Here is a 20,937-nt window from a genome sequence, read left to right on the forward strand (position 1 = left end):
TCCTTTTATTTTAATTTTTACATAAAAAACACACATCTATAATTTATAAATGTGTATTCTATATCATACCTAATAAAATTTTAAATTCTTCTGGCATATCCCAATCATCAAAAGTAAAATCTATATCCTCATCTAAATATTCACTATCTGCATCAAATTTAGCTAATGTAACCTCATCCATATTGCAATCTTTTAATATAATAGTTTGACGACCTACTGAACTTGTTGGGTCTTCATTAGTAATTTGCATATCGAAATATATATCTTCTCCAGTTTCCTTATATCTAAGCATAAGTTTTCTAAAGATAGAAGTATTATAATGAACAGTTGCACTTCCTGTGCCTTCCCATCCAGTAGTTTTGTTTCCTTTTCCTGTTTGCCCTAAAATTGGTATCTTACTTTTATTCTTCTTAAATTTAGCCTCTACCTTGATACACTGCATAAGAAGGTATCTTTTACCTTCAATGGTAACATAGCATTCTGCCAAAGATGCACTTATTGCATCTTTTGACTTCATAGTAATATTTTTAGCCATTCTAATATTCTCCTTCCTAATTAACTAACTGAAACAGTCATATAAAGCTTACTCATAGCATTTATAACCTTAACCGCATCACTCACTATAACTGTTTTCTTGTCATTTCCAAGCTCCACACTAACATCATCAGTTTTAAAATCTTCTATTGCCCTTATATTCTCTAATTCTTTATGGTGTTTAACAACATCATTCCAGAAACTTATTCTTCCTGCCTTATCATTCGGAACTTTACCTAAATACTTTTCATTAAATAAAGTTGCAATATCATTAGCAATTTGGTCAAGTACTCTAACACTTTGGTTACTTGAAAAATCGTCATTTTTATCATCTGTAAATGATACAAAAGTATTTATGTCCTCTAACACATGAACTTCATCACCAACTTTATGAAATATAAATTTACCACTCTTTAGTGCTTCTTCAAGTTGTATTTGTGTGTAATTTACATCAACATCAAACTCACCATCATACTTTTTATTAGTATTAGATTTATTTATATCGCATCCTGCTATAGCTCCAGTAGTCCAATAAACTAAACTAGATTCTAATAACCCAGTATCTTTAACTTTATTTTCTACAGATACTACACCTTCGTAATCTGCATCATTCTTTTTATATAGTACAGTTTGAAACTTAGCTCCTACTTTATCTCTCATTCTTTTAGTAAACTCTACAAATAAACTTTTAATTTCTGCTGTTGTAGCCAAACTGCCTAGTGCATTAAATGAGTAGCTTTCTATTTTATCCAAGAAAGCTTGATACTCTGCTCCTGTGACTGATTCGCCATTAGTTCCACCAGTAAATACAAGCCCTGCACTTGCTTCTAGTGTTGTATCCTTCTTCCAAGTAATATAGTCATTGTCCTGTAAGTCTGTAATAACTTTTGCTATTTGGGTATCTACTTTCTTATTATCCAAAAGTGTTACAACATCAAACTTAGTGTTATCATCAATGTTTGTTGTAACTATAACTTTTAAATCATTACCTCTAGTACCTGAGTACTTAGCTGTAGCAATACTGCAACTAGCTTTAACACCTTTATTCAATTTATAAAAATATCCCAACCTTATATTTTTGAATAAATCTCTCAAACCTTTCAGCTTCTCATGAGTATAATCATATCCAAAATACTTAGTTGAATACTTCTCAAAATCATCACTGGTTACTGTGAAAATTTCTTCATCTATGCCCCAATCTAACTCTAAAGGCATTGCAACAATACCTCTATCCGATAATGAACTGGTTGCCCTTGTAGCACTTACAAAATTTATATATGCACCAGGTAGGACCTTATTTTGTGTTACAAATGTTCCTCCACCTAAAGCCATCTAACTCACTCCTTTCATAAAATTATTTATTATTTCCTCTACTTCTGAGAAGGAATATAACTCATTTTCTTTTAAAATTGCATTTAATAAGTCTTTTCTATTTACATACTTCTTAGAATTAACTATTTGCTCCTTAGTAAACTTGTAGTCATCTTCTTTGCTTAATGTTTTATTCAAAATTATCACCTCTCTTCAAACCACCAAATAATTCAACATCATTCATTTTTTCTGTATCATTACTTTTTATAGTGAAGTAGTTATAATCAACGAAGAAATGAAGAACATTATCTATAATTTCAAAATTCATATTTGTGCCTCTAACTAAATCTCCATCAATTTCTATATACTCTAATTCCTCAAGTAGCATCTCAGCTACCTCATTTATTTCAAAACTCTTATCTTTTGAACGAGGAAAATAATGTACATCAAAAGAGTTCTTTTTTAATGTCCTGCCACTTGGATATGATACTTTGCTTGGATTTAAAGGAACAATAAAAAAACAAGGTTCATTTATACCTTGCTCCACATCTTCACTATAAATTGTATATTCATTTCCAAATGATTTATCTAATTTAATAGATATTCCATCAATTATATTATTAAGCATCAAATACTCCTTTCAACAAGATTAATAACTTTCTCTCTATAATCTTATCAACTTGACTTTGTAGTTCCATCTCTGAAATTGTTAAGAAATGTTGTCCTTTAACCCATCCCTTACCATCTTTAGTTCTATGCCCGAAATTTACATAACTTGCATATTCAGTCGGATTAACAACTTCTATAATATAATTATTTCCTTGTTTATACACAGGAAGCGACCTAGCATAAGCCACTCCATTCCATCCTTGTCGTAAGAATCCTGTATCAACTGGTGTTCTTCTAATTACTTTCCCAAGTAATCGTGCTGCTAATTCTCTTGCTGCATCCTTGCAAAACTTATCTAAATCAATCTTTGTAAGCTTCTCCATCTTTTTACAAACTCTTTTAAACTCTCTAAAATCAACACTGCCCCATCTAGCCATTATGCTTTATCCTTAAATAACTCAAGTATTATTTCTTGATGATTTGGATATATAGCTGATTCTCCACTTCTTACATACTCTCTTGTTATGTTATTTTGAGTAGTTATAATAAGCTTTGAACCTGCTTTAACGCTTATGTTTGGAGATATAAAGAGTTTGATGGTTTGTGCAAGTTTAGCTACTTTTCCTTCTTCTGTAGAATTAATGTTTTTATATGAAAGCTTACAAGGTTGATTTTCTAATACAATCACTTCTTTATTGTTAGTTCGTTTTGTCACAGGGTCTTTGACTGGCTGATACTCAATTATAGTACATTTATCTCTGTATAACATTTCTATTGCTTTTCTAGTCTTATCCATCATTATTTCCACCTAATTTTTCTGTATCTGTTTAATTGTGACTTATAATCTTTGAGTAACGATTCCTTAAATTCACTAGCTGAACTTCTGTATGAAACTGATGTATCACCTTCTGATATAGAAGAAATAGAACCTAGTGCAATATCTTCACTTCCTAGATTCTCATTTTTATACATATCTATAGCCATCCTTAAAACAGTACTATTTAGCCCTTCGGGAATAACAGATACATTACAATAATTTTTAACTATTTCCTCCACATCTTCTAATATAAACTCTAATATCATCTCTTTTGAATAATCTTCCTTACTGATTCCTAAAAGTTTTTTTAGTCTTTCAACTTCCATATCAACACCTCTAATTTATTGTACCCATAAACACTTGGTCAGCATAAGGAAAACTAGGTAATGCTGTTGCAACTGCTTTTATCCACTTAGCAACTGGGTCAGCAGTAGAGTATTGTTCTACAATTATATTTCCAACTGAACTAATATCTATTGCTGGGTTTTTTCTAAGTTCTAATTCCTCTGCTGTTAGCCCAAAGAAAGTATCTCCCATCTTGCCGTCAGGCATAAGAATAAACTTATTTTCATCTAAGAATCTCTTTGTTGTGTACTTACCATCCTTGCCTTGTACTCTGTATCTTTCATCATAAGTAAAAATAGGAGGAAGAGATTGAGAAACTAAAAATGTATTTAATTCATTTAAAGTAAGTAGTTTATCACTATTTACACCAAATATAGCTTTTCTTAGTTTTTCATCTCTTAAGATTATATTTAAAATAGTTTTAGAAGTTAATGACCTTGTTGGAGTAAATCCAGTATCAACAACTATTTTATCAGTCATATTATAAATATCTCCTAATATATCTGGTGTTCCACTAGACCAAGTTTTTGTTTCTTTATGATTTGTTGGAGTTCCATATTTTAAAGAAGCTTTAACTCCATTTTCATTTATATTAAGTTCTCCAGTTGATAAAACTTCCATTCTCATTGCTTCTATTCTAGTATTTACACTTGATACAAGGTTATCAACATCATTAAATATTTGATTTATCATTTGAGTTTCTTCTTGTGAGTTTCTTGGCTCTTCAAGTACAATTATATCTTTTTCATCTAGTTTAATTTTTCTTTTCACAAGTGCAAGTTCAGCAATACTTAAATTAGCACCTTCTCTTGATGCAATCTCTGCTTCTGTATCAAAAGCATGAACACTTGCTGATACTGGAAGATTAGATGCACCTTTTATCATCTTTATTTCAAGTCCTTCTATCTTTTGAGTTGGAAATAATAAATCTCCCATTGTTTCTTTTAATTTTCTAGTCTTTGTATAGTTTATCAGCTCTTGAACTGACAATAATTCTTCTACTCTTGCCATATTTCATCCTCCTACATAAATTTAATATTTGGTAATTTTGTCTTTATAGTTTCTATAGCTTCTTTTACATACTCACCTTGCAATCTTTCGATTATTACATAGCCTTCCACCATTGATGCAACTGGTTGTGGTCCATAAGTAACATCTACAGTTGAAAAAACTATTCCTACAGGGTCTTCTGATAATGTGTATGTATAACTACCCGAAGAACCTCCTCTGGTTATCTTTACCACTTTGCCACTCTCACCTAATAAACTACCTGCTAACACATATTTCTTTCCATTTTCATCAGCCACTACATCTGTATCTAATGCTGTTTTTGAAAAGTTAATATAGTGTTGAGAAGCTAGAAACTCGGGTGTGTTATCAAAATTTACCTCTTTAAAATACATACTTTATCCTCCTTTTTATTTTATACTCCATGCGTCAGCATATGGATTTTTAGAACCTTCCTCATTCTTTTCTTTAGCAATATTTTCAGCTCTACTTAATGTATTTTTATTGCCATTATCGGGGCTGTAATTTATCTTAGTCTCTCCTGTTTTTATTAAGAAAGATTTTTGAGTTAACCAAGTATCAGTCTGTTCCTTTAGTCCTGTAAAAGTACCATTTTCATATTTTATTTTTTCTAAATCAAGTTCTGCTTTTGCTGCTTTAGTGCTATGAACATTAAGTTTAATAAGTTCATTTTCTAACGCCATATCAAACTCTTTTTGTTCTTTTTCCTTTAATTTCTTTTGATATTCTTCATCTTTTGCAGTTAATTTAGTCTCATAGCCTTTTTTAAGCTCTTCAATCTGCTCTTTTGTCATTCCATCCTTAAAACCTTCAATTGCTTCTTTAGAGGCTTTTAGTTCCTCTTTTACCTTTTCATACTCAATTTTATTAATATAATTTTCTAATTCTTTTAATGATTCAGCTTCTACTTTCTTTGCATCTTCTTCACTAAGACCTAGTGCAATTAGTTCACCTTTTTTCATTTTATTTAATTCTCCTTTCATTTTTAGAAAATAAAAAAGCCCTTGTTAGGACTTACTAAAACCAATATTATTCTCACTACAATTATTTATTGATATAGCTTCTATTTGTGATAAATCTATTACAGTTGTTCCATCTTCATCTAAATACCCTTTCAAATACCTACAATCTGAGTCAGCTTCCATAAAATCTTTCATTAACTTATCAGTAACATCTTCGTTTGTTATTCCAGATACACAATTTCCACTCTTAAACCAAATTACATACTCTTTCAATAATACAACCCTCCTTTCATTTCTTACAAAATAAAAAATCTTTGAACAAATTATTCATAAATAATATGGCTTATTAGCGAAGCTATAAGGTATATTGCTTTTCCTATCAAATACCCACTTATAACTCCTGCTAAGCCATAAACTAATCTAACACATGTAAAAGTATTATTATCTACCATGTTAGCTATACCTAAAACATGAGCCATGATTATGTTGATACCTATAAAAACACCTAAAGCTATACCAACAACTGTAATAATAAATGCCATAATATTTCTAACACTTATTTTGCTTGGCTTTTTAATATATTTCTTTTTAAACATATTTCCATCCCTCAAAACTTATTCAATACTTTCTCTTAGACGTTCCTCTAATTGTTTTACAATACTATCTATATCAACTTTATTTTCTTTTGCAAATATTCTATTTAATTTTTTCTCTAATCTATCTACTACTTCATTGAGTGTTTCAATTTCTTTTGTAGCACTTTTTATATTTTCCTCAAAATCAGTTGTATCTAGTTCCAATTTAGCTGAAAGTTCTAATTTATTTTTCTTGTTGTTATCTTCATCAACATATCTATGTCCTCTTTCTAAATTTTCATATAACTTCTCAAATTCACTAAATGTACATGAATAAATCTTGCCTTCACTATCTTTTATAATAAAATCTCCATTAGTTGCCCTAATAACTCCATTTTTATATTTTATACAGATAGTTTTCTTTACTTCACCTTTACGATTCATAGAGTTTAAAGATTCATCAAGCCATATAGTTCCCTTCTCAAAAGCTTGATAAAACCATATAGGAGTATTAGGACTTCCTAATATCCATTTAAAAGCTTCTACTTCCTCTGATTTCTTTTTAAATTTAGCCATATTATTTATCCCCCTTTAAATTTTTAATCATATCTTCATTGCTAACTAGTAAAGAAGATATGATAAATATCACACCTAAAATAAAATTAAGTAGTGGAAATAAAGCCATAAAAATAAAATTACACTTTCTTCTCACTTTTTTATTTTTAAGAATCTCAATCAATTCCTCATTACTATCAATCTTCATTTTAAATAAATAAAGCCCTGTACAAAACACAATTATTGATAAAATATATAATTTAAGCATTTCAAATCACCCTCTCAATAAATTTTTACATAATAAAAGCACCTACTAATTTATAACTTAGCAAGTGCTTTTACATATTTACTATTTGTATATCTTTCCATAAATCCTTTAGTAATTTACCATCAATGTTGTAATTATCAACCATATCCTTACCATTTTTATAATACTTTGTATCTCCATTAGGGCAAAGAGTAATAAACCTTGTATCATCATCTCCAATAGATATATTATATGGTTTATTATATAAGTCAAATTCTATATCTAATCCTAAATCAATAGAATCAATTAAATGTTGTAAATTCTTAAATTTATTATCCATTTTACTCTCCTTTCAAAATATCTTTGTTTGCTATTTTATGAGCTTTTGTAAGCTCCATATCCTTCTCTCTTTTTACCTTATCATGGTTATTTTCATCAGCTAACCAATCATGTTTATGAGGTACAATTTTATGTTGCTTTGGGTTTCTATGGTCAGTTAAGTCTAAATCTAATCTAGGTTTTCCTGTATTACCATAGTATCTTCTTTGAATTAATTTACCATCTTTGTAATTATCAAATACACTATTTGGTTTTGATTCAAATGGCACTGAATGAACACTTCCACTAGTTAAATTTCTCTGATTCTTAACTTGCCAATTTACATCCTTATAAAGCTTTTTAGCTTCCTCATACCTTATAGTATCATTATACTTCATATGTTGATATTCATCAAATTTAGAAGGTATTTCATTTCCTAATACCTTTTTATATTCTTCAAATTGTTTTCTATCTTTACTCTCATTTAGTTGCATTTTTCTAAGAGTATCAGCTTTTTCTTTTCCAAGTCTACCCTCTATATGTTTCTCATACCACTCATTATACTTCATATTAGATGGTACATAATATGTTTTTCCATCTTCTCCTTTTGCTGCTCTGTAACCTTCTTCATCTTCAAACCAAGGAGCTGTTGTTGTCCTACAATGACAATGAAATGGTGGAGCTGTAACTCCAACTTGATAATCCTTCATATCAAATACTTTTCCATCTAACTCTCTACATATATTTGATGTTTTTAAGTCTAGTGTGGCAATAATCTCATACTTCTCTACATCTAAATCATTGAAACAATCTTTTCTTGAAGCTGATGCAAAGAAAGCTGATTCAGTCATTATCAAATTCTTAGCTTGTGATTTAGATACATTAAATCTCTTAGAAAAGTCATTTACTAGGTTCTTTGGATTTTCACCTCTAATAATTGATTGAGTTAGCTTAGTATGTAACTCATTAATTAAAGCAGGTCTATGTTTGCCCCAAATCCTTTCACTAAAATTTAATCCATCACTAGTCCATGGTTTAGAGATAACTTTATTTATTCTATTAGTATCAAGATTCATTAAACTCCAACCAACGTTTACTCCTTGTTGAACATTAAAAGCTGCATGATAATATCCACTTGTATAAATATGTCTCATTAATTTATCAATACCATCAAGTTCATTTCCATAAAGCACTTCCACTTGTTGCTGTATTTGTAACTTTAAAGCTTCAAGCCTTGTTATATGAACTCTTGCACTAGCATTTTCTAACTCTTTCATCCACTTTTGATTTATAGCATTTTCTTTACCATATTTAATATATTCTTCTACACTCCATTTAAACTCTTCTAGTTCTCTTGTATTTAGTAGTTTCCTAGCTTCTAATAAAGATATTCCTTCATTTTTGGCAAATCTGTTGTACCATGCTAATATATCTTTTTCTATACTATTTATAGCTAGTTTATATTGCTTTTCTAATTCAAGATAATATTTTACACTTTTGTTATTTTGAGCTTCTTCTAATTGTTCAAATCTCTTTCTCCAATAATCATTATGTTTCATCTATGCCACCGTCTTGATTAGGAATTAAATCATCATATTCTTGTTGGCTATTTTCTTTTTTAATCTGTTTTTCTTCTTCCTCTGCATTATCTACAAGCGGATGATTTTTTAAATTAGTCTTTTCTGATATTATTCCAACACTCTTAGAGCATATCTCAGCTAGTTCTAAATCATTTTGAATCATATTCCTAGTCCAAGTTTGCAAAACCCTTTTAGGAGAATATCCTAAATGTCTACATATCATTCTTACTAGTTTAGCAAACCCTAATCTAAACTCTGTTTCCATAAGTCCTGCTTTTAATTCTAACAAAGTGTACAAGAATTTGAGTGCTACACCACTTGTATTGGCAAAGTTTTCGGGTTTAGGGTCAACACCTTGACCTTGGACATAGATTTGCTTTTCTGTTGTTTTAAGAAGTGAATCTCGAGCTTCAATTGGAATATTTATTGTAATTGTACTTAACCCACTCTTATCATCTGCACCACTACTTTGTAAATCAATAGTTTTATATTCTTTAAGTCCTTTTAAGAACTCTGTTAAGTCTGCACCTCCATAGTTCGTAAGAACGAAAATAACTTCTTGTATATCTTCAATATCATTCACAAAACCGCTATAAACCTTGTCATATACATCAATGAGGTGTTTAACATTATCTAAATCTCTTACCTCTAAATCATTGTTTAGAAATTCGATAAATGGAACTTCTCCAAAATTGTGTTTATATACATTAGTTTGAGTTTCAAGTTTATTATCTAAATTTTTCTCTATAAATTTATTAAGTATCTCCAATCCATTGATATTACTATTTCCATCTTTATTTTGATAAGTATAACAACATTCATCTGTCCAATACTCATAAATTACATATTCTTTTCCTTTATCATCAGTCTTTTTATATTCTCTAAGTACTGCAAGAAGCTTTCTGTTTAAATCTGATGAATATACTGCTCTTATTTGGCGAGGGTCTATATTAGCATATTGAAAGTTATTATTATCATCCACCCAAATATGTAACCATGCTTTAGAATATATACTAGCATTTTTGCCAAGTGTTTTAGCTTCTTTTGGGTATCTATCGCCTAAAATATCAGTTATCTTTGAATTTACTCTATCATCTCCAACATCAAATGTAGGTGGATAAGTAAACAGATATGATATTTTTTGGTTAACTAAAAAACCAAACCAATTAAATGGTATTCTATTATCTGCATTTCTTAGTGGATTATTAGTTGTATTTACTTTTCCAATATTATTAGGGCTTCTATCCCTTATAATGTCATTTTCATTTTTATAGTATTTTTCAGCTTCATCAGCTTTTTTAACAAAGTTACTATGTTTACTATTAGTTTGTTCAATTAACTTTTTTATTACATCTAATTCCAATTTATCACCTTCTTCCATTTGGTGTAAGTACTTTAATTCCTGTTCCTAAGGAATCTGTATAGATGGCATATCTAAGTGCGTCTAATACATCATCCCACTTTTTAATTGGCTCACCTGTATTTTTATTCCAAGCATACATAAAAATTTCTTTCCTGAATAAATTAACATTCTCATGAACTACAAATAAAGTATTAGTTTTAATTCTTTTAGCTACAGCTTCAACGCCAGACAATACAGCTTTATTAGCATTAAAAGCTTTTATACCATTTCTTTTAAATGCTGCCAAATGTTCGGGTCTAGCACTATCACAATAAAACTTTATATTTCCATACTTTTCTTTTATACTTTTAGCCTTATCTATCCAGTAATCTATTTCCTTATGTTGAGCTGAATGTTCTTCTAATAAATATAAGTTACCTTTATCATCTTCTCCAATTACAACAATAGCTCCAAAATGTTCATATCCCCAATCAACGCCTGCAAAGTATCTTACAAAATTAATATCATTTAATTTATCCTTAGAAATATAATGAATATCCTTATTAAAATCTTGATAAACTAATCCATCTGCTGACACCCATAAACCATTTATATCTCTGTCATAAAAAACGCCACTAGGAGTAGACTTCTTAATATTTGCTCTGTATCTTTCACTTAAAAATATATTATCATCTAATTTGTAATGAAAAGATTGAATAACCTTGCCATCTGTTTTATCTACAAAGTTAGTTTTTAACCAATGCTCTGGTTGGTCTGGGTTAGTATCTACAAGTATTCTAGCACCTTCTCCACTACATCTTGATTTGATTTCATTAAATACTTCTTCATTTGCAACTGTACCTTCATTTATGTATGCCCCAAACGAAGTCATACCTCTTATTCTGCCTAAATCATTTGTTTTTGAGTGTCCAAAGCAACATACTTGAACTCCAAACAATACAAATCTATTATGTTTGTCAAACTTAAACTCAATGTCATACTTATTTGTAAGCTCACTTAGTACATTTCTTTGTAAAGCTCCTAAATCTGCTCCTGCTAAGATGTATTGAGGAAGCTTAATACCTAGCTCATTAGCTATCTTTCTAACCCTTCTAAGTTCAAGTAAGAATAAATCATTGTCAATTATTGTTTTTCCTGTTCTTTTAGCACCATAATTAATTAGCATGAAGTAGTCATTATTCAAAGCAAAGTTAAGAACTTCAAGTTGTTTACTATGATATAATTCATCAATCATTTTTTATCACACTTTCGAGTTTATCAAAATATCTATCAAGTTTATCTTCTTTACTTTCTTGATTATTTATCTTTGATTTTAATACTTCTACTCTTGCTCTTTGCTCCTCTGTAGCTAAATTCCAATCCTTATGAATCATTTCATCATATTGTTTAATTAAACTCCTTAACTCACTCATTGCCCTACTCTGTGCATTAAGAAAAGATGCTTGCCTATCCCATGCAAATTGAAATTCATACTCTATCTTTTCACCATTTTCTGTGCTTTCATATTTCTTTAATTCTTTAACCATTTCTTCCTTGTCTTTAACATACATTATCTTTTGTGCTCTTATTATTGCTGCATATTGTATTGTTATCTGTTCCCAAAGAATATCAAATTTATCTTTATCCTTTATCTCATTAATTAAGTCTTGGGTTTCTTCAGGTAAGTATTTTGAGAAGAAACCAAATTTTTCAGCATTTTTATTACCTGGTGGACCAGTAGCGTTTTTATTACCTATGGGTGCACCTCTCTTTTTGGTTGCAACTTTTTTTGATTGGTTGCAACCTTTTTGTTTCCAGTATCTAGTTGCCCATGATTTTACAGTCGATAAACTTACATTATACTTTTCAGCTATTTCCTTGTACTTAAGCCCTTTTAAGTAATCTTCATGAGCTAAATCTGCCTTTTCATTCATACCACCACCTCGTTTGTTTGTCGTTTTGGGAACAAAAAAAGAACTCTGGTTAGAGTTCTTAATCTTTTAGAATTTACCATTAAACGCTTCATTTGCATTTTTATAAAATAACTTATATATTTCAGCAATTTTTTCTGGAGTTAAAGAAGCATTTTCCATATATGCTATTGTAAGCTCTGTAGCTACATCTGCAATTGTTCTTTGACAAGAAACACATATTTTTCCATCAGACATAATAGTCACCTCCTTATAAAGTATATAATTCAACTTCAAAGGTCAATATCCTTCAAAAACTATTCGACAACTACAAAATAATTCTAAATAATACACTTATTTAATTTATTATATAAAAAAAGACCATCCATCAAGACAGTCATTTAAATCATTTCTATTAACTCTTTAATCTTTTTATATACCTCTTTATAATTCATATCTTTATCTATTAGCTTAGGTAATTTCATAGATATAATTCTTTCGAGTGCTTGTATATCAAACAATTCACTTTGATTTAATTCATCCCTTTTCACACCTTTTGGTATACCTAATTTTTTTCTTACAAGTTCAGTAAAATGTTTATAATACATCTGAGGTTTATTACTTCCTTGACTAGTAGCATAATAAACAAACTCTTGTATTTCATCTGTAAAATCTTTTCTTACCTTTTTACCCTCTGCTCTTATATCCAGCCATTCTTGGTCTTTTTCTGTAGCAATGTAATAACCATGTATTCTAATTTGTTTAAGTGTTTGTGTAACCCATTTTGTAAATAACTTTGCTTCTGGTTTATTACTTCTAAATGACATATTGTACACAGCTTCTTCTGTAACAAAAGTAGTACCGAAGTTAGGTAATTTATCTTTAAAGTTTCTAGTGTAGGAATCTCCGACAGTAGACTCATTAAATTTCTTTTTATATTCTCTATCTATATTTCTTAATGTATCACGAATATTTACTATGCCTAGTTCCTCTCCTACGTCATTTGCATTAAACCAAACTTCTTCTCCATTTTTGGACCACATTACTTTTACATTTTTATCTTGTAAAATTTTCAACATACTACTACCTCCTAAATTAGTTATTAATAAAGGGTGCTCAACTTGAACACCCTTATTTTCTGTTATCAGAGTTACTGATATCTAAAACTTATTAAATTTTTGTATAAAAAAGACCTAGAAATTAATCTAAGCCTTTTTAATGGGGGATACATATTATTAAGGGAGCAAGTTCTAGGAATCGAACCTAGATTAAACCACTACCTGCATGGTGAGTGAGGTTACCAAGCCCCACCCGATTTTTTAGATTTCTGAATTAAGATACAAAACTGTATGAGATTTTAATCTTAATTCAAATACTTAATATAGTGTATCAATAGATTTTGAACATAGTTAGAATTGAACTAACAGCGTCCTCACGCCCTGCCTAGTCTGTTCATATTGCTAGATTAGCCCTTTAAACTAACCTAGCAATTATTTAGTTTTGAGAGGGAAATCTTTCATTTCCACAATATTATTATCTCATGGTTTTGCCAATAAAAAGTCTCACGATAGTCTCCAAAAAGTCTCAAAATAGTCTCATTTTTAAGCTTTCCATGAAAAAATAGGCAACTCAAACTCTTTTATTTTTGGATATAACATATCTATAATCTTACAAACTATCCTCTTTCTTATTCTAAAGCAATGACTTCTATCTATGTGCATAGCATTAGACATATAATCCATGTTTATCTTTTCATTGTTCATGTACATTTCATTGAAGAACTCTGTTTCAAAGCTATTTAGACTTGTTAATGCACATTCTATAGTTTCTTTTTCAATTTCTAATGTTTTCTTATCCTCTTTTAATCTATTTAAATCTTCTTCTCTCTTAATAACTTCATTTTCAACACTTGAACTTATATTATAAGTAGGTCCTGTTTTTTCTTCATAACTTTGAGCCTTACATCCACAAAATTCATTTTCTAATTTTTTAATATATATATCTTTTATTCTTATTTGACTTTCTAGTTTTTTATAGTTATATAATCTACCTTCAACCTCTTGAAATAGTGTCTTTTTATTCATACTTCCACACTCCCATCAATTTTTTATGTTTTTATGTTATAATAATATTTGTATATAAAAGTTTTATATTTTTGACAAGTGGAGTGTGAAAGCACTCCTTTTTTCTTTTTATTAACAGAAATTATCTTTTTCAAAGAAACTAATTTGATTTGTTTTTCTCTCAGATTTTATAATTCTGATTGATTCATCTATTAAGTTTAATGAATTAAGTAATACATCTTTCGGGATATCCTCCCATTTGTCAGCACCTAATGCCAATAGAGTTCTTTTCTTAACTAATTCAAATTCTTCATTAACTTTTGATATACCTAGTCTTTCTTTTATATAAGAAGATATATCATATTTAGTTTTAGAGGTTGGTCTATAATATTCTGAACACTCTTTTTTAAGTTGCTCTATTTGGATATTATGTTTAACTTCCATCTTAAGTAATGATTCATTCACAATAGTATTAATTTGACTAAGCTGTGAATTTGATAAGGTTCTATTTAGTAACTTTTCTAATCTTATAAAATATCTTCTTATTTCTCTTCCTTTATTATTGTTTTGTACCATAGCAAGTTCTTTTGCTACATCAAGCTTCAATACATATTCTTTTGAAGGTCTCCCTCCAGTTGAGTTTTTCATATTTTTGTGAAAAACTGAATAATCCTCATTTTCCTTAAATCCATATTGTTTAATTCTATCTTCAATCCAGTCTATAAACTGTCTCTTAACTTCTAAGTTATTATGTAGTTCTCTTGCAAAAACTATTTTCTCTCCTGTATCAGTTTCATAAACTGTAACTAAATCATCTGCTACAACTCTTAAATTTTCATTTGTCATAATCTCATTCATATTTATAGTCCTCCTTAAATAATATCTTCTAATATAACCTCAACCCTTGGCTTATCACTATAGTATTTACTAGCTACAACCTCAACAATCTGTGTATCATCTTTATAAGCTATCTCATTTAGTGAATCAGCTATAATCTTAACCACATTATCAATATCGGGTTTCTTGCTAGGTCTTAACACATTATTTCTTTTCTGCTCTTTAACTTTTTTACTGTTACTTTTAGCTATAGAATAGTAACATCTTAAAGTCATTTTTATATAACCTTCAAAGTAATGTTTAACTTTAGATTGATATAGCCATTTTATTAGGTCCTCGTAATTTTTAGTTTTATTAGGTGTATAGGTCCTTTTAGTTATAGAGTTCATTCTAGGTCTTTCTTTGCCAACTGGCTCTCCATCTATTACAAGAAAAACTTTCATTTTTTCACCTTCTTAGCCTTCTTTCTACATTCCTTACAACAATAAACATCCTTAGATTTTTCCTCAAGATAAAATAATTTGCCACACCAACTGCATCTTCTTCGTTTCATAAACTCACTTCCTAGTCACAAAACATTTATTTTATTCCTAAAACAACATACCCATCTTGCAGATAATTGCTATTATCAAGTAAATAAGTAATTTCTTTGCGTATCTCAAGACCTGTGTATTTTTCTCCATCAAATTCCTGCAACACCAACAAGTCGCCTTTTTTAAAACCTCTATCATTTTTCCTAACTTCAAAATTTTTGTTCCCATTTACAACTTCTTTAAAATATTGAGGTAATATTTTTAATTCATGTATCATAAGCTCACACCCTTTAAAAGTTTTAGTCTATTTCCCCTTTTTCAACTTGTTCATCTTCTATTTGCGATATCACTCGTTCGTATGCTATACGACCTTGCCATTCTTTTATTGCAGCATTTTCAATATCTTGTACAAATATAGCTAACTTGCCATTTACATTCGCTATTTTTAACCATATAAGTTCATGTGTGTTATTCTTTTCTACCCATATGGTAATTTCCTTATTTTCTTCCAAACATATATTATTTAGATATATCTCATTATTTATCTTATACATTTGAGTAGTAATCATAATCTCGCTCCTTTTAAAAGTTAATTTTCTCAAAAATTTTTTTATATTTTTTAATAAAATATAGCAATACCAATGACTCTATTTTATTTTTTATGGTCCTACAATTTTTTAAAACTTTTACAGTTTTCTCCATTATTTTTAAACTTTTTTTCATATCCTCTGCTACAATACTCTTCTCTACATATACCTCCTTCATAACTTCCATCTGAGTAAAAATAAACTTCTCCATCTTCCTCATAAGCTCTATATTTGCAATCTTCACATTTATTCATTTTATTACCTCCTATTTTTTAAAAACTCCCTTTTATAAGTCAAAGTAAGTCTATAGACTTCTAGTTTCATTCACAAACTTACCTTGACCAATTATTTTATTTATTTTTTCTTCTTTCATAGAAATCTTTATTAATCCATGAAGTTAAATTTTCAAAATAAAATGCTTCTCCACAAATCGGACATACTGGTAACATTTTTTTACCCCTGTATTTACTTTCAAGCCTCTTAAAAACTATCAAGTGAGGTTTATAACTAGCTATTTCTTTTCTCTGTTTTAATAATGTGTTTACTTGCCCATTTACTCTTTCAAAGTTCATTGCTAGTTCATATAGGGCATCATATGGTTCTACTCTAAATCCACATTCTGAACAATGAACAGATTTATTGACTGTATCTACTATAAATTCTCTATTCTTACACTTACATTTCTTATCATTATTTCTATTAATTCTTAATATATCAATTTCGATAACATTATCTGGTAAATCCATTTCTAAACCACTCCTTTACTAAAGAAACTTATCTGTCTTTCATTTTCTATATCTTCATTACTAAATCGCTTTTCTAGGTCATTCACTGTGACCCCATTAGCTCTAAAAGGTACAGGGCTATCTCTATCAAACTTAAGCATCTTTTGCCACAAAATGGGATAGTATTTTCTTAGTGTTTTTAGGCTCTCTAAGCTTTGTTTAGGGCACAAATAGCAACCAGTTCTCTTGAATCTGTGATGTATCTCATAGTAAAAGTCTTTTTCCTCTAGATACTTCAAACAATCACTTTCAGTCATTTTTTCTTCAAACAATGGTGCTATACAGTTTTTTTCTAGTCTTTTATATCTGCTAGGTTCATCGTACGCAATTCCAATATACCTCTTATGCTCTCCTAGTTTATTAAAATATTTATTAGCAGGAGCAAGCTTTAATCTGCTATTACACCATGCCCCTAGAGTATACGGAAAACCCCATATTTGCCCTTTGCGTTTGCCTTTTTCATTTACAGTATAAAAGTATTCCTCAAAAGTTTTTTCTGCTTTAATTCTTGTTATTTTAAAGTTTATTCTTTTCTCAAAATCATCTATTATATCATAAATTTCTTTAAATTCTAGTCCTGTATCTATGAAAACTATGTCATCTAATTTAAGACCTTTTTCTAATATTAAAAGAAGCATTGCAGCCGAATCTTTTCCTCCACTAAAACTTGCAATATACTTCATAAAATCACTCCTTGCATTTTCTAAATGATTCAACTAACATTTCAGTCTCTCCACAAGTATCTTCTGTAAAATCTATTTGTCTCCCATTAAATTCTCTTATATAATCTGCTATATCATATACTCTTTGACATTTATTCTCTATACAATGGCAAATGTCATTTATACTTATTTCTTCTGGTATTTCAACTATAATTTCATGTTCTAAAGTTACTTTTTCCTCAAACTTAATTTTATATTTTTTCATTTTAAATACTCCTTTATTTCGTTTTTGAGAGTTACAAAACACTTCAACAATAATTTATACTAAAAGACATTTTGCAACTCTCTAAACTGTTTTAATTAGATATTTTCTGTATATAAAAATCCTTTTAATCTTTCTATTTCTTTGCTTATTTCATCATTCCAGATGTTTATAGCTGTATCTCTATTTAAAGAAGCAACATAACTAGCACTTTTTACATCAAGTACATTTTTATTAATAACTCTTAAATATTGACTATTACTCCCCACTTTGAATCTACCTTTTGTTCCTTCTAGTATTTCAACTTCTTCTACTCCTTGTGAACTGCATATATAAAGTTTATCCATTATTCTTCTACCTCCATATAAAGCCATTCTTTGAACCCTTCGGGACTTTCATAACATATATAACCACAAGGTTCTCCCTCATATATACAATACTCACAAATACAATCTGTACTTCCAAAAAAATTAGCCATTCCATCCTCATCCAAACTTTTTATCATTTCAAAATTAGTCATTTTTAGCACCCTCTTCATTTCTCAATAATTCATGAGCTTTTTCTTCATCATAACTGCAAATATTTCTACCATCACAATAATGACAAAGTAATCTAGTATTTTTAGTAATGATAGGAAACATTTTTTTGCAAATCTCCAATCTATCATCCATTCTTATACACCTCTTTTGTTATCACAATTTTCACACTCTTTAAGATTCAATCTATACTCATAAACTCTACCAGCTATAAAACTAATTCCTATCAGTAGCACACTAGCCAAGATGTTCATTTTCCAACATCTCCTTACGTTCTAAGAACTCTTTTTTAATTTCTTCCAAATTCTCGCATTCATTACCAACTACTACATATTTTTTGCTATTCATTATAGTTGCTTTACTTGTAATTTCCTCCCATTTACCTTCAAATTGCTTTAAATAATGCCATTCAACATATAATTCAAGAGCATAATTTTCTTGTCTTACAATTCCATATTCATATTTATTTTTAGTATTATAGGGTTCTTTCAATATATCTCCCTCATAAATTTCTTCATTATTTCCAGACCAACATTTAGAGAATACTCCAACATTAGATACTTTTTGCCATTCGCAATTCTCTTTTAGCATAAATAAACAATCTACTGCATCACTCCACTTTATTGTTTCAGAATAAATCCACTTCTCATTCTCAAAATCATAACCTCTGTACTTAATTAAACTCACTTTTAATCATCTCCTCATATTCTTCTCTAGCCTTATCTATAGCAATAAATATGTCCTCTCCATTGTCATACAACTCTTTTGCTCTTTTAATTGTGTATTCAGTCCTTGAAACTTCCATTATTCCTCCTTAATATATTCAGCTTTCCAGCCACTTCTTGTTTTAGTTTTCTTTTTAATTGTTTGGTAAACTGCCTGACTCTGTAGTCTTAAAAAACACGCTGCACTATCTATAGAATCAAATATTTTTTCTTCACCAGTTTTGGCATTAATCAACTTTACCTTTGAACCTTTCTTTTTCTTTTTTCTATTTTTATCAACATTAAACTCTATTAGCATTTTTTCAGAAGTTGGAAATACAAGCTCTCCATTTTTTCTTACTCCATGAACACAACAATATAGTGCTAAGTAGTTTCTAAGAGTCAAATCATCTTCAAATATGTTATCTGCAACAGAACCATTAAAATATTTTTCAACCTTTAACATTTCAGCTCCCTCCTTATTCAACTGGCATTTCAAACACTTTTTCTTTGTTGCATCTAACCCCGTCTTTATTTATAATGTCAAACTTAGTTCCTGCAATAACAGCATTCTGTATCATGTTTAATACTTCAATAGCTCTTTCTTCTGATTTATACCTACCTATTTCTCTAGCATTTGATTCCTCTTCAAACACTGCACATACTTGTTTATTACTTATTTCAACTCTATTAACTCTCATTAAATCTAATCTATCTTGACTTCTAATTATTATCATCCCTAATCTCCCCCTCATCACATCTTCTTATATCATTTAACTTACTTAAATCTTCATATATATTCCCATCAATCTTAACTATTGCAAGTTCAGATAATCTAAAGCAATCTCCTGACATTTCATTCACTGCAATAAAACAACCATCTTTAAATTTTACCTCCCCTGCAAACTCTGTAAAAAATATACTTCTACATAAAACAATATCGCCTTCATAGATTTCTTTTCCATCACAATCCTTTAAACCTGTGTATATCATAACCTCAAAATTTTCATTGTTTTTTGGCAAATAAACACCACTATAAACCTCTCTAAGCAAATTTTTAGAATAGCACACCATTTCATCATAACTATACATTTCTTTACCATTTTTATTCCATTCTCTAAATTTTAACTCCATCTTTCATCCCTCCAATATTTTTCAACTCCTAGGAAGTAATATTGTATAACTACCCCCTAGACTATTTAACTTAATTAAAAAGGTATATCGTCATCATCTATTGCTTGAAAACCTTGTGGGTCTAATCCTGGTAGTACATATTCTTGTTTAGCATTATTATCATTTTTACTAGAAAGTAGTTCTAAGGCATTTACATTAACCTTAGTAATAGATTTCCAGCAACCATTTTCATCTTTGTAATTATATATATTTAACTCTCCAATAGCATAGACAGGCTTAGCTTTAACAAGATATTGCACTAGATTCTCTACATGTTTTCCTAATTGTTCACATTGAATAAAATCAGTTATTTTATTTCCATTTTTATCTTTAAACCTTCTATCTACTGCCATTGAAAAGGTTATTTTTGGAGTACCCGAATTTGGAAGGTACTTCAATTCTGCATCTGCAACTAATCTTCCAACTAAAGTTATTGTATTCATTTAACTAGCCCCCTTCTATTTTTCTTCCTGCTCTTCTGTATACTCAACAAAGTAAGTATAAGTTGTCTTGCTATTTTGCTTCTCTCTAGCAATCTTTACTGTATATCCAGCTTTCCCAAGTAATCTTAATAATTCCAATCTATCTTGTTCGTTTAAAGAACCACTTCTTTGTGCATATATTCTCGCCATTTTATACCTCCCCTTTCTAGGAAGTAATA

The 20,937-nt window shown here is 29.4% G+C and carries 40 protein-coding genes; all 40 read right to left on the reverse strand.

Annotated elements, in window-relative coordinates; all coding sequences use genetic code 11:
• Window positions 1-58 precede the first annotated feature (58 nt).
• Window positions 59-535, reverse strand: a complete 477-nt coding sequence (locus tag ACTG44_RS15865) for a phage tail tube protein (protein ID WP_018112724.1) — start codon at window positions 533-535, stop codon at window positions 59-61.
• Between the two features lie 20 nt (window positions 536-555).
• On the reverse strand, window positions 556-1,866 hold the full coding sequence (locus ACTG44_RS15870; RefSeq protein ID WP_009896640.1) for a phage tail sheath family protein: 1,311 nt from the start codon (window positions 1,864-1,866) through the stop codon (window positions 556-558).
• Entirely contained in the window at window positions 1,867-2,052 is a 186-nt protein-coding gene (locus tag ACTG44_RS15875) for a hypothetical protein (protein ID WP_022621924.1), read from the reverse strand.
• Window positions 2,036-2,473, reverse strand: a complete 438-nt coding sequence (locus tag ACTG44_RS15880) for a phage tail terminator family protein (protein ID WP_018112725.1) — start codon at window positions 2,471-2,473, stop codon at window positions 2,036-2,038. Before ACTG44_RS15880 ends, ACTG44_RS15875 begins: the two co-directional genes overlap by 17 nt.
• The gene (locus tag ACTG44_RS15885; RefSeq protein WP_018112726.1) at window positions 2,466-2,891 is read right to left on the reverse strand and encodes an HK97 gp10 family phage protein; all 426 of its coding nucleotides are present in this window, start codon (window positions 2,889-2,891) and stop codon (window positions 2,466-2,468) included. The genes ACTG44_RS15880 and ACTG44_RS15885 overlap by 8 nt, the downstream gene beginning before the upstream one ends.
• Window positions 2,891-3,253 (reverse strand): hypothetical protein, encoded by a 363-nt coding sequence (locus tag ACTG44_RS15890; protein WP_018112727.1) that lies wholly within the window; start codon window positions 3,251-3,253, stop codon window positions 2,891-2,893. The genes ACTG44_RS15885 and ACTG44_RS15890 overlap by 1 nt, the downstream gene beginning before the upstream one ends.
• Window positions 3,253-3,597, reverse strand: coding sequence for a phage head-tail connector protein (locus tag ACTG44_RS15895; protein ID WP_018112728.1), 345 nt, complete (start codon window positions 3,595-3,597; stop codon window positions 3,253-3,255). Before ACTG44_RS15895 ends, ACTG44_RS15890 begins: the two co-directional genes overlap by 1 nt.
• A 10-nt stretch (window positions 3,598-3,607) precedes the next feature.
• On the reverse strand, window positions 3,608-4,627 hold the full coding sequence (locus ACTG44_RS15900; protein ID WP_018112729.1) for a major capsid protein: 1,020 nt from the start codon (window positions 4,625-4,627) through the stop codon (window positions 3,608-3,610).
• An 11-nt stretch (window positions 4,628-4,638) separates the two neighbouring features.
• Complete coding sequence (locus ACTG44_RS15905) at window positions 4,639-5,019, reverse strand: hypothetical protein (protein ID WP_018112730.1); 381 nt, start codon at window positions 5,017-5,019, stop codon at window positions 4,639-4,641.
• Between the two features lie 15 nt (window positions 5,020-5,034).
• Entirely contained in the window at window positions 5,035-5,607 is a 573-nt protein-coding gene (locus tag ACTG44_RS15910; RefSeq protein ID WP_018112731.1) for a phage scaffolding protein, read from the reverse strand.
• Window positions 5,608-5,652: 45 nt separating this feature from the next.
• On the reverse strand, window positions 5,653-5,880 hold the full coding sequence (locus ACTG44_RS15915) for a hypothetical protein (protein ID WP_018112732.1): 228 nt from the start codon (window positions 5,878-5,880) through the stop codon (window positions 5,653-5,655).
• Between the two features lie 50 nt (window positions 5,881-5,930).
• Window positions 5,931-6,203 carry a hypothetical protein gene (locus ACTG44_RS15920; protein WP_018112733.1) on the reverse strand — a complete coding sequence of 91 codons (273 nt, stop codon included), beginning with the start codon at window positions 6,201-6,203 and terminating at the stop codon, window positions 5,931-5,933.
• Between the two features lie 18 nt (window positions 6,204-6,221).
• Window positions 6,222-6,758 (reverse strand): hypothetical protein, encoded by a 537-nt coding sequence (locus ACTG44_RS15925; protein WP_018112734.1) that lies wholly within the window; start codon window positions 6,756-6,758, stop codon window positions 6,222-6,224.
• Window position 6,759: 1 nt separating this feature from the next.
• Window positions 6,760-7,005 carry a hypothetical protein gene (locus tag ACTG44_RS15930; RefSeq protein WP_018112735.1) on the reverse strand — a complete coding sequence of 82 codons (246 nt, stop codon included), beginning with the start codon at window positions 7,003-7,005 and terminating at the stop codon, window positions 6,760-6,762.
• Window positions 7,006-7,075: 70 nt separating this feature from the next.
• Entirely contained in the window at window positions 7,076-7,324 is a 249-nt protein-coding gene (locus ACTG44_RS15935) for a hypothetical protein (protein ID WP_009888832.1), read from the reverse strand.
• Window position 7,325: 1 nt separating this feature from the next.
• On the reverse strand, window positions 7,326-8,861 hold the full coding sequence (locus ACTG44_RS15940) for a minor capsid protein (protein WP_021362371.1): 1,536 nt from the start codon (window positions 8,859-8,861) through the stop codon (window positions 7,326-7,328).
• Entirely contained in the window at window positions 8,851-10,263 is a 1,413-nt protein-coding gene (locus ACTG44_RS15945) for a phage portal protein (RefSeq protein ID WP_021419571.1), read from the reverse strand. Before ACTG44_RS15945 ends, ACTG44_RS15940 begins: the two co-directional genes overlap by 11 nt.
• Complete coding sequence (locus ACTG44_RS15950) at window positions 10,250-11,479, reverse strand: PBSX family phage terminase large subunit (RefSeq protein WP_018112738.1); 1,230 nt, start codon at window positions 11,477-11,479, stop codon at window positions 10,250-10,252. Before ACTG44_RS15950 ends, ACTG44_RS15945 begins: the two co-directional genes overlap by 14 nt.
• Window positions 11,472-12,158: a phage terminase small subunit gene (gene terS, locus ACTG44_RS15955; RefSeq protein ID WP_018112739.1), complete on the reverse strand. Its 687-nt coding sequence runs from the start codon at window positions 12,156-12,158 to the stop codon at window positions 11,472-11,474. The genes ACTG44_RS15950 and terS overlap by 8 nt, the downstream gene beginning before the upstream one ends.
• A gap of 66 nt (window positions 12,159-12,224) precedes the next feature.
• Window positions 12,225-12,392 (reverse strand): hypothetical protein, encoded by a 168-nt coding sequence (locus tag ACTG44_RS15960; protein ID WP_018112740.1) that lies wholly within the window; start codon window positions 12,390-12,392, stop codon window positions 12,225-12,227.
• 143 nt (window positions 12,393-12,535) lie between these two features.
• Window positions 12,536-13,213 carry a BRO-N domain-containing protein gene (locus tag ACTG44_RS15965; RefSeq protein WP_018112741.1) on the reverse strand — a complete coding sequence of 226 codons (678 nt, stop codon included), beginning with the start codon at window positions 13,211-13,213 and terminating at the stop codon, window positions 12,536-12,538.
• Between the two features lie 522 nt (window positions 13,214-13,735).
• Window positions 13,736-14,218: a hypothetical protein gene (locus ACTG44_RS15970; protein ID WP_021387474.1), complete on the reverse strand. Its 483-nt coding sequence runs from the start codon at window positions 14,216-14,218 to the stop codon at window positions 13,736-13,738.
• 111 nt (window positions 14,219-14,329) lie between these two features.
• Complete coding sequence (locus ACTG44_RS15975; protein WP_021387458.1) at window positions 14,330-15,055, reverse strand: antA/AntB antirepressor family protein; 726 nt, start codon at window positions 15,053-15,055, stop codon at window positions 14,330-14,332.
• A gap of 14 nt (window positions 15,056-15,069) precedes the next feature.
• Entirely contained in the window at window positions 15,070-15,477 is a 408-nt protein-coding gene (locus tag ACTG44_RS15980; protein WP_021387468.1) for a RusA family crossover junction endodeoxyribonuclease, read from the reverse strand.
• A gap of 136 nt (window positions 15,478-15,613) precedes the next feature.
• Window positions 15,614-15,844 carry a DUF3850 domain-containing protein gene (locus ACTG44_RS15985; RefSeq protein WP_021366339.1) on the reverse strand — a complete coding sequence of 77 codons (231 nt, stop codon included), beginning with the start codon at window positions 15,842-15,844 and terminating at the stop codon, window positions 15,614-15,616.
• Window positions 15,845-15,866: 22 nt separating this feature from the next.
• Window positions 15,867-16,136, reverse strand: a complete 270-nt coding sequence (locus tag ACTG44_RS15990) for a hypothetical protein (RefSeq protein ID WP_021387461.1) — start codon at window positions 16,134-16,136, stop codon at window positions 15,867-15,869.
• Between the two features lie 98 nt (window positions 16,137-16,234).
• Entirely contained in the window at window positions 16,235-16,408 is a 174-nt protein-coding gene (locus ACTG44_RS15995; RefSeq protein WP_021387465.1) for a hypothetical protein, read from the reverse strand.
• A 96-nt stretch (window positions 16,409-16,504) separates the two neighbouring features.
• Window positions 16,505-16,900, reverse strand: a complete 396-nt coding sequence (locus tag ACTG44_RS16000) for a hypothetical protein (protein WP_021371035.1) — start codon at window positions 16,898-16,900, stop codon at window positions 16,505-16,507.
• Between the two features lie 2 nt (window positions 16,901-16,902).
• Entirely contained in the window at window positions 16,903-17,622 is a 720-nt protein-coding gene (locus tag ACTG44_RS16005) for a phosphoadenosine phosphosulfate reductase family protein (RefSeq protein WP_021387469.1), read from the reverse strand.
• Between the two features lie 4 nt (window positions 17,623-17,626).
• Entirely contained in the window at window positions 17,627-17,866 is a 240-nt protein-coding gene (locus ACTG44_RS16010) for a hypothetical protein (protein ID WP_021387462.1), read from the reverse strand.
• 95 nt (window positions 17,867-17,961) lie between these two features.
• Window positions 17,962-18,210 (reverse strand): hypothetical protein, encoded by a 249-nt coding sequence (locus tag ACTG44_RS16015; protein WP_018112750.1) that lies wholly within the window; start codon window positions 18,208-18,210, stop codon window positions 17,962-17,964.
• A complete protein-coding gene (locus ACTG44_RS16020; RefSeq protein ID WP_018112751.1) occupies window positions 18,210-18,383 on the reverse strand; it encodes a hypothetical protein in 174 nt (57 codons plus the stop codon). Before ACTG44_RS16020 ends, ACTG44_RS16015 begins: the two co-directional genes overlap by 1 nt.
• On the reverse strand, window positions 18,376-18,534 hold the full coding sequence (locus tag ACTG44_RS16025) for a hypothetical protein (RefSeq protein WP_018112752.1): 159 nt from the start codon (window positions 18,532-18,534) through the stop codon (window positions 18,376-18,378). Before ACTG44_RS16025 ends, ACTG44_RS16020 begins: the two co-directional genes overlap by 8 nt.
• A 102-nt stretch (window positions 18,535-18,636) precedes the next feature.
• Window positions 18,637-19,086: a yopX family protein gene (locus ACTG44_RS16030; RefSeq protein ID WP_021387466.1), complete on the reverse strand. Its 450-nt coding sequence runs from the start codon at window positions 19,084-19,086 to the stop codon at window positions 18,637-18,639.
• Window positions 19,073-19,204: a hypothetical protein gene (locus ACTG44_RS16035; RefSeq protein WP_021372199.1), complete on the reverse strand. Its 132-nt coding sequence runs from the start codon at window positions 19,202-19,204 to the stop codon at window positions 19,073-19,075. Before ACTG44_RS16035 ends, ACTG44_RS16030 begins: the two co-directional genes overlap by 14 nt.
• Window positions 19,204-19,569 (reverse strand): NUMOD1 domain protein, encoded by a 366-nt coding sequence (locus ACTG44_RS16040; RefSeq protein ID WP_021387467.1) that lies wholly within the window; start codon window positions 19,567-19,569, stop codon window positions 19,204-19,206. Before ACTG44_RS16040 ends, ACTG44_RS16035 begins: the two co-directional genes overlap by 1 nt.
• Window positions 19,570-19,582: 13 nt before the next feature.
• The gene (locus tag ACTG44_RS16045) at window positions 19,583-19,840 is read right to left on the reverse strand and encodes a hypothetical protein (RefSeq protein ID WP_021387476.1); all 258 of its coding nucleotides are present in this window, start codon (window positions 19,838-19,840) and stop codon (window positions 19,583-19,585) included.
• Window positions 19,827-20,237, reverse strand: a complete 411-nt coding sequence (locus tag ACTG44_RS16050) for a YopX family protein (protein ID WP_009901718.1) — start codon at window positions 20,235-20,237, stop codon at window positions 19,827-19,829. The genes ACTG44_RS16045 and ACTG44_RS16050 overlap by 14 nt, the downstream gene beginning before the upstream one ends.
• Before the next feature lie 74 nt (window positions 20,238-20,311).
• Window positions 20,312-20,719, reverse strand: coding sequence for a single-stranded DNA-binding protein (locus ACTG44_RS16055; RefSeq protein ID WP_021387473.1), 408 nt, complete (start codon window positions 20,717-20,719; stop codon window positions 20,312-20,314).
• A 15-nt stretch (window positions 20,720-20,734) separates the two neighbouring features.
• Window positions 20,735-20,908 carry a resolvase gene (locus ACTG44_RS16060; protein WP_011861749.1) on the reverse strand — a complete coding sequence of 58 codons (174 nt, stop codon included), beginning with the start codon at window positions 20,906-20,908 and terminating at the stop codon, window positions 20,735-20,737.
• Window positions 20,909-20,937: the final 29 nt, after the last annotated feature.

This window comes from Clostridioides sp. LIBA-2809 (genome assembly GCF_056688965.1).

What these genes read in the sequence shown, in the direction of transcription:
- ACTG44_RS15865 (WP_018112724.1), bottom strand. Translation starts at nt 535, where the DNA reads ATGGCTAAAAATATTACTATGAAGTCAAAAGATGCAATAAGTGCATCT.
- ACTG44_RS15870 (WP_009896640.1), bottom strand. Translation starts at nt 1,866, where the DNA reads ATGGCTTTAGGTGGAGGAACATTTGTAACACAAAATAAGGTCCTACCT.
- ACTG44_RS15880 (WP_018112725.1), bottom strand. Translation starts at nt 2,473, where the DNA reads ATGCTTAATAATATAATTGATGGAATATCTATTAAATTAGATAAATCA.
- ACTG44_RS15885 (WP_018112726.1), bottom strand. Translation starts at nt 2,891, where the DNA reads ATGGCTAGATGGGGCAGTGTTGATTTTAGAGAGTTTAAAAGAGTTTGT.
- ACTG44_RS15890 (WP_018112727.1), bottom strand. Translation starts at nt 3,253, where the DNA reads ATGATGGATAAGACTAGAAAAGCAATAGAAATGTTATACAGAGATAAA.
- ACTG44_RS15895 (WP_018112728.1), bottom strand. Translation starts at nt 3,597, where the DNA reads ATGGAAGTTGAAAGACTAAAAAAACTTTTAGGAATCAGTAAGGAAGAT.
- ACTG44_RS15900 (WP_018112729.1), bottom strand. Translation starts at nt 4,627, where the DNA reads ATGGCAAGAGTAGAAGAATTATTGTCAGTTCAAGAGCTGATAAACTAT.
- ACTG44_RS15905 (WP_018112730.1), bottom strand. Translation starts at nt 5,019, where the DNA reads ATGTATTTTAAAGAGGTAAATTTTGATAACACACCCGAGTTTCTAGCT.
- ACTG44_RS15910 (WP_018112731.1), bottom strand. Translation starts at nt 5,607, where the DNA reads ATGAAAAAAGGTGAACTAATTGCACTAGGTCTTAGTGAAGAAGATGCA.
- ACTG44_RS15920 (WP_018112733.1), bottom strand. Translation starts at nt 6,203, where the DNA reads ATGTTTAAAAAGAAATATATTAAAAAGCCAAGCAAAATAAGTGTTAGA.
- ACTG44_RS15925 (WP_018112734.1), bottom strand. Translation starts at nt 6,758, where the DNA reads ATGGCTAAATTTAAAAAGAAATCAGAGGAAGTAGAAGCTTTTAAATGG.
- ACTG44_RS15930 (WP_018112735.1), bottom strand. Translation starts at nt 7,005, where the DNA reads ATGCTTAAATTATATATTTTATCAATAATTGTGTTTTGTACAGGGCTT.
- ACTG44_RS15935 (WP_009888832.1), bottom strand. Translation starts at nt 7,324, where the DNA reads ATGGATAATAAATTTAAGAATTTACAACATTTAATTGATTCTATTGAT.
- ACTG44_RS15940 (WP_021362371.1), bottom strand. Translation starts at nt 8,861, where the DNA reads ATGAAACATAATGATTATTGGAGAAAGAGATTTGAACAATTAGAAGAA.
- ACTG44_RS15945 (WP_021419571.1), bottom strand. Translation starts at nt 10,263, where the DNA reads ATGGAAGAAGGTGATAAATTGGAATTAGATGTAATAAAAAAGTTAATT.
- ACTG44_RS15950 (WP_018112738.1), bottom strand. Translation starts at nt 11,479, where the DNA reads ATGATTGATGAATTATATCATAGTAAACAACTTGAAGTTCTTAACTTT.
- terS (WP_018112739.1), bottom strand. Translation starts at nt 12,158, where the DNA reads ATGAATGAAAAGGCAGATTTAGCTCATGAAGATTACTTAAAAGGGCTT.
- ACTG44_RS15960 (WP_018112740.1), bottom strand. Translation starts at nt 12,392, where the DNA reads ATGTCTGATGGAAAAATATGTGTTTCTTGTCAAAGAACAATTGCAGAT.
- ACTG44_RS15965 (WP_018112741.1), bottom strand. Translation starts at nt 13,213, where the DNA reads ATGTTGAAAATTTTACAAGATAAAAATGTAAAAGTAATGTGGTCCAAA.
- ACTG44_RS15970 (WP_021387474.1), bottom strand. Translation starts at nt 14,218, where the DNA reads ATGAATAAAAAGACACTATTTCAAGAGGTTGAAGGTAGATTATATAAC.
- ACTG44_RS15975 (WP_021387458.1), bottom strand. Translation starts at nt 15,055, where the DNA reads ATGAATGAGATTATGACAAATGAAAATTTAAGAGTTGTAGCAGATGAT.
- ACTG44_RS15980 (WP_021387468.1), bottom strand. Translation starts at nt 15,477, where the DNA reads ATGAAAGTTTTTCTTGTAATAGATGGAGAGCCAGTTGGCAAAGAAAGA.
- ACTG44_RS15985 (WP_021366339.1), bottom strand. Translation starts at nt 15,844, where the DNA reads ATGATACATGAATTAAAAATATTACCTCAATATTTTAAAGAAGTTGTA.
- ACTG44_RS15990 (WP_021387461.1), bottom strand. Translation starts at nt 16,136, where the DNA reads ATGATTACTACTCAAATGTATAAGATAAATAATGAGATATATCTAAAT.
- ACTG44_RS15995 (WP_021387465.1), bottom strand. Translation starts at nt 16,408, where the DNA reads ATGAATAAATGTGAAGATTGCAAATATAGAGCTTATGAGGAAGATGGA.
- ACTG44_RS16000 (WP_021371035.1), bottom strand. Translation starts at nt 16,900, where the DNA reads ATGGATTTACCAGATAATGTTATCGAAATTGATATATTAAGAATTAAT.
- ACTG44_RS16005 (WP_021387469.1), bottom strand. Translation starts at nt 17,622, where the DNA reads ATGAAGTATATTGCAAGTTTTAGTGGAGGAAAAGATTCGGCTGCAATG.
- ACTG44_RS16010 (WP_021387462.1), bottom strand. Translation starts at nt 17,866, where the DNA reads ATGAAAAAATATAAAATTAAGTTTGAGGAAAAAGTAACTTTAGAACAT.
- ACTG44_RS16015 (WP_018112750.1), bottom strand. Translation starts at nt 18,210, where the DNA reads ATGGATAAACTTTATATATGCAGTTCACAAGGAGTAGAAGAAGTTGAA.
- ACTG44_RS16020 (WP_018112751.1), bottom strand. Translation starts at nt 18,383, where the DNA reads ATGACTAATTTTGAAATGATAAAAAGTTTGGATGAGGATGGAATGGCT.
- ACTG44_RS16025 (WP_018112752.1), bottom strand. Translation starts at nt 18,534, where the DNA reads ATGGATGATAGATTGGAGATTTGCAAAAAAATGTTTCCTATCATTACT.
- ACTG44_RS16035 (WP_021372199.1), bottom strand. Translation starts at nt 19,204, where the DNA reads ATGGAAGTTTCAAGGACTGAATACACAATTAAAAGAGCAAAAGAGTTG.
- ACTG44_RS16040 (WP_021387467.1), bottom strand. Translation starts at nt 19,569, where the DNA reads ATGTTAAAGGTTGAAAAATATTTTAATGGTTCTGTTGCAGATAACATA.
- ACTG44_RS16045 (WP_021387476.1), bottom strand. Translation starts at nt 19,840, where the DNA reads ATGATAATAATTAGAAGTCAAGATAGATTAGATTTAATGAGAGTTAAT.
- ACTG44_RS16050 (WP_009901718.1), bottom strand. Translation starts at nt 20,237, where the DNA reads ATGGAGTTAAAATTTAGAGAATGGAATAAAAATGGTAAAGAAATGTAT.
- ACTG44_RS16055 (WP_021387473.1), bottom strand. Translation starts at nt 20,719, where the DNA reads ATGAATACAATAACTTTAGTTGGAAGATTAGTTGCAGATGCAGAATTG.
- ACTG44_RS16060 (WP_011861749.1), bottom strand. Translation starts at nt 20,908, where the DNA reads ATGGCGAGAATATATGCACAAAGAAGTGGTTCTTTAAACGAACAAGAT.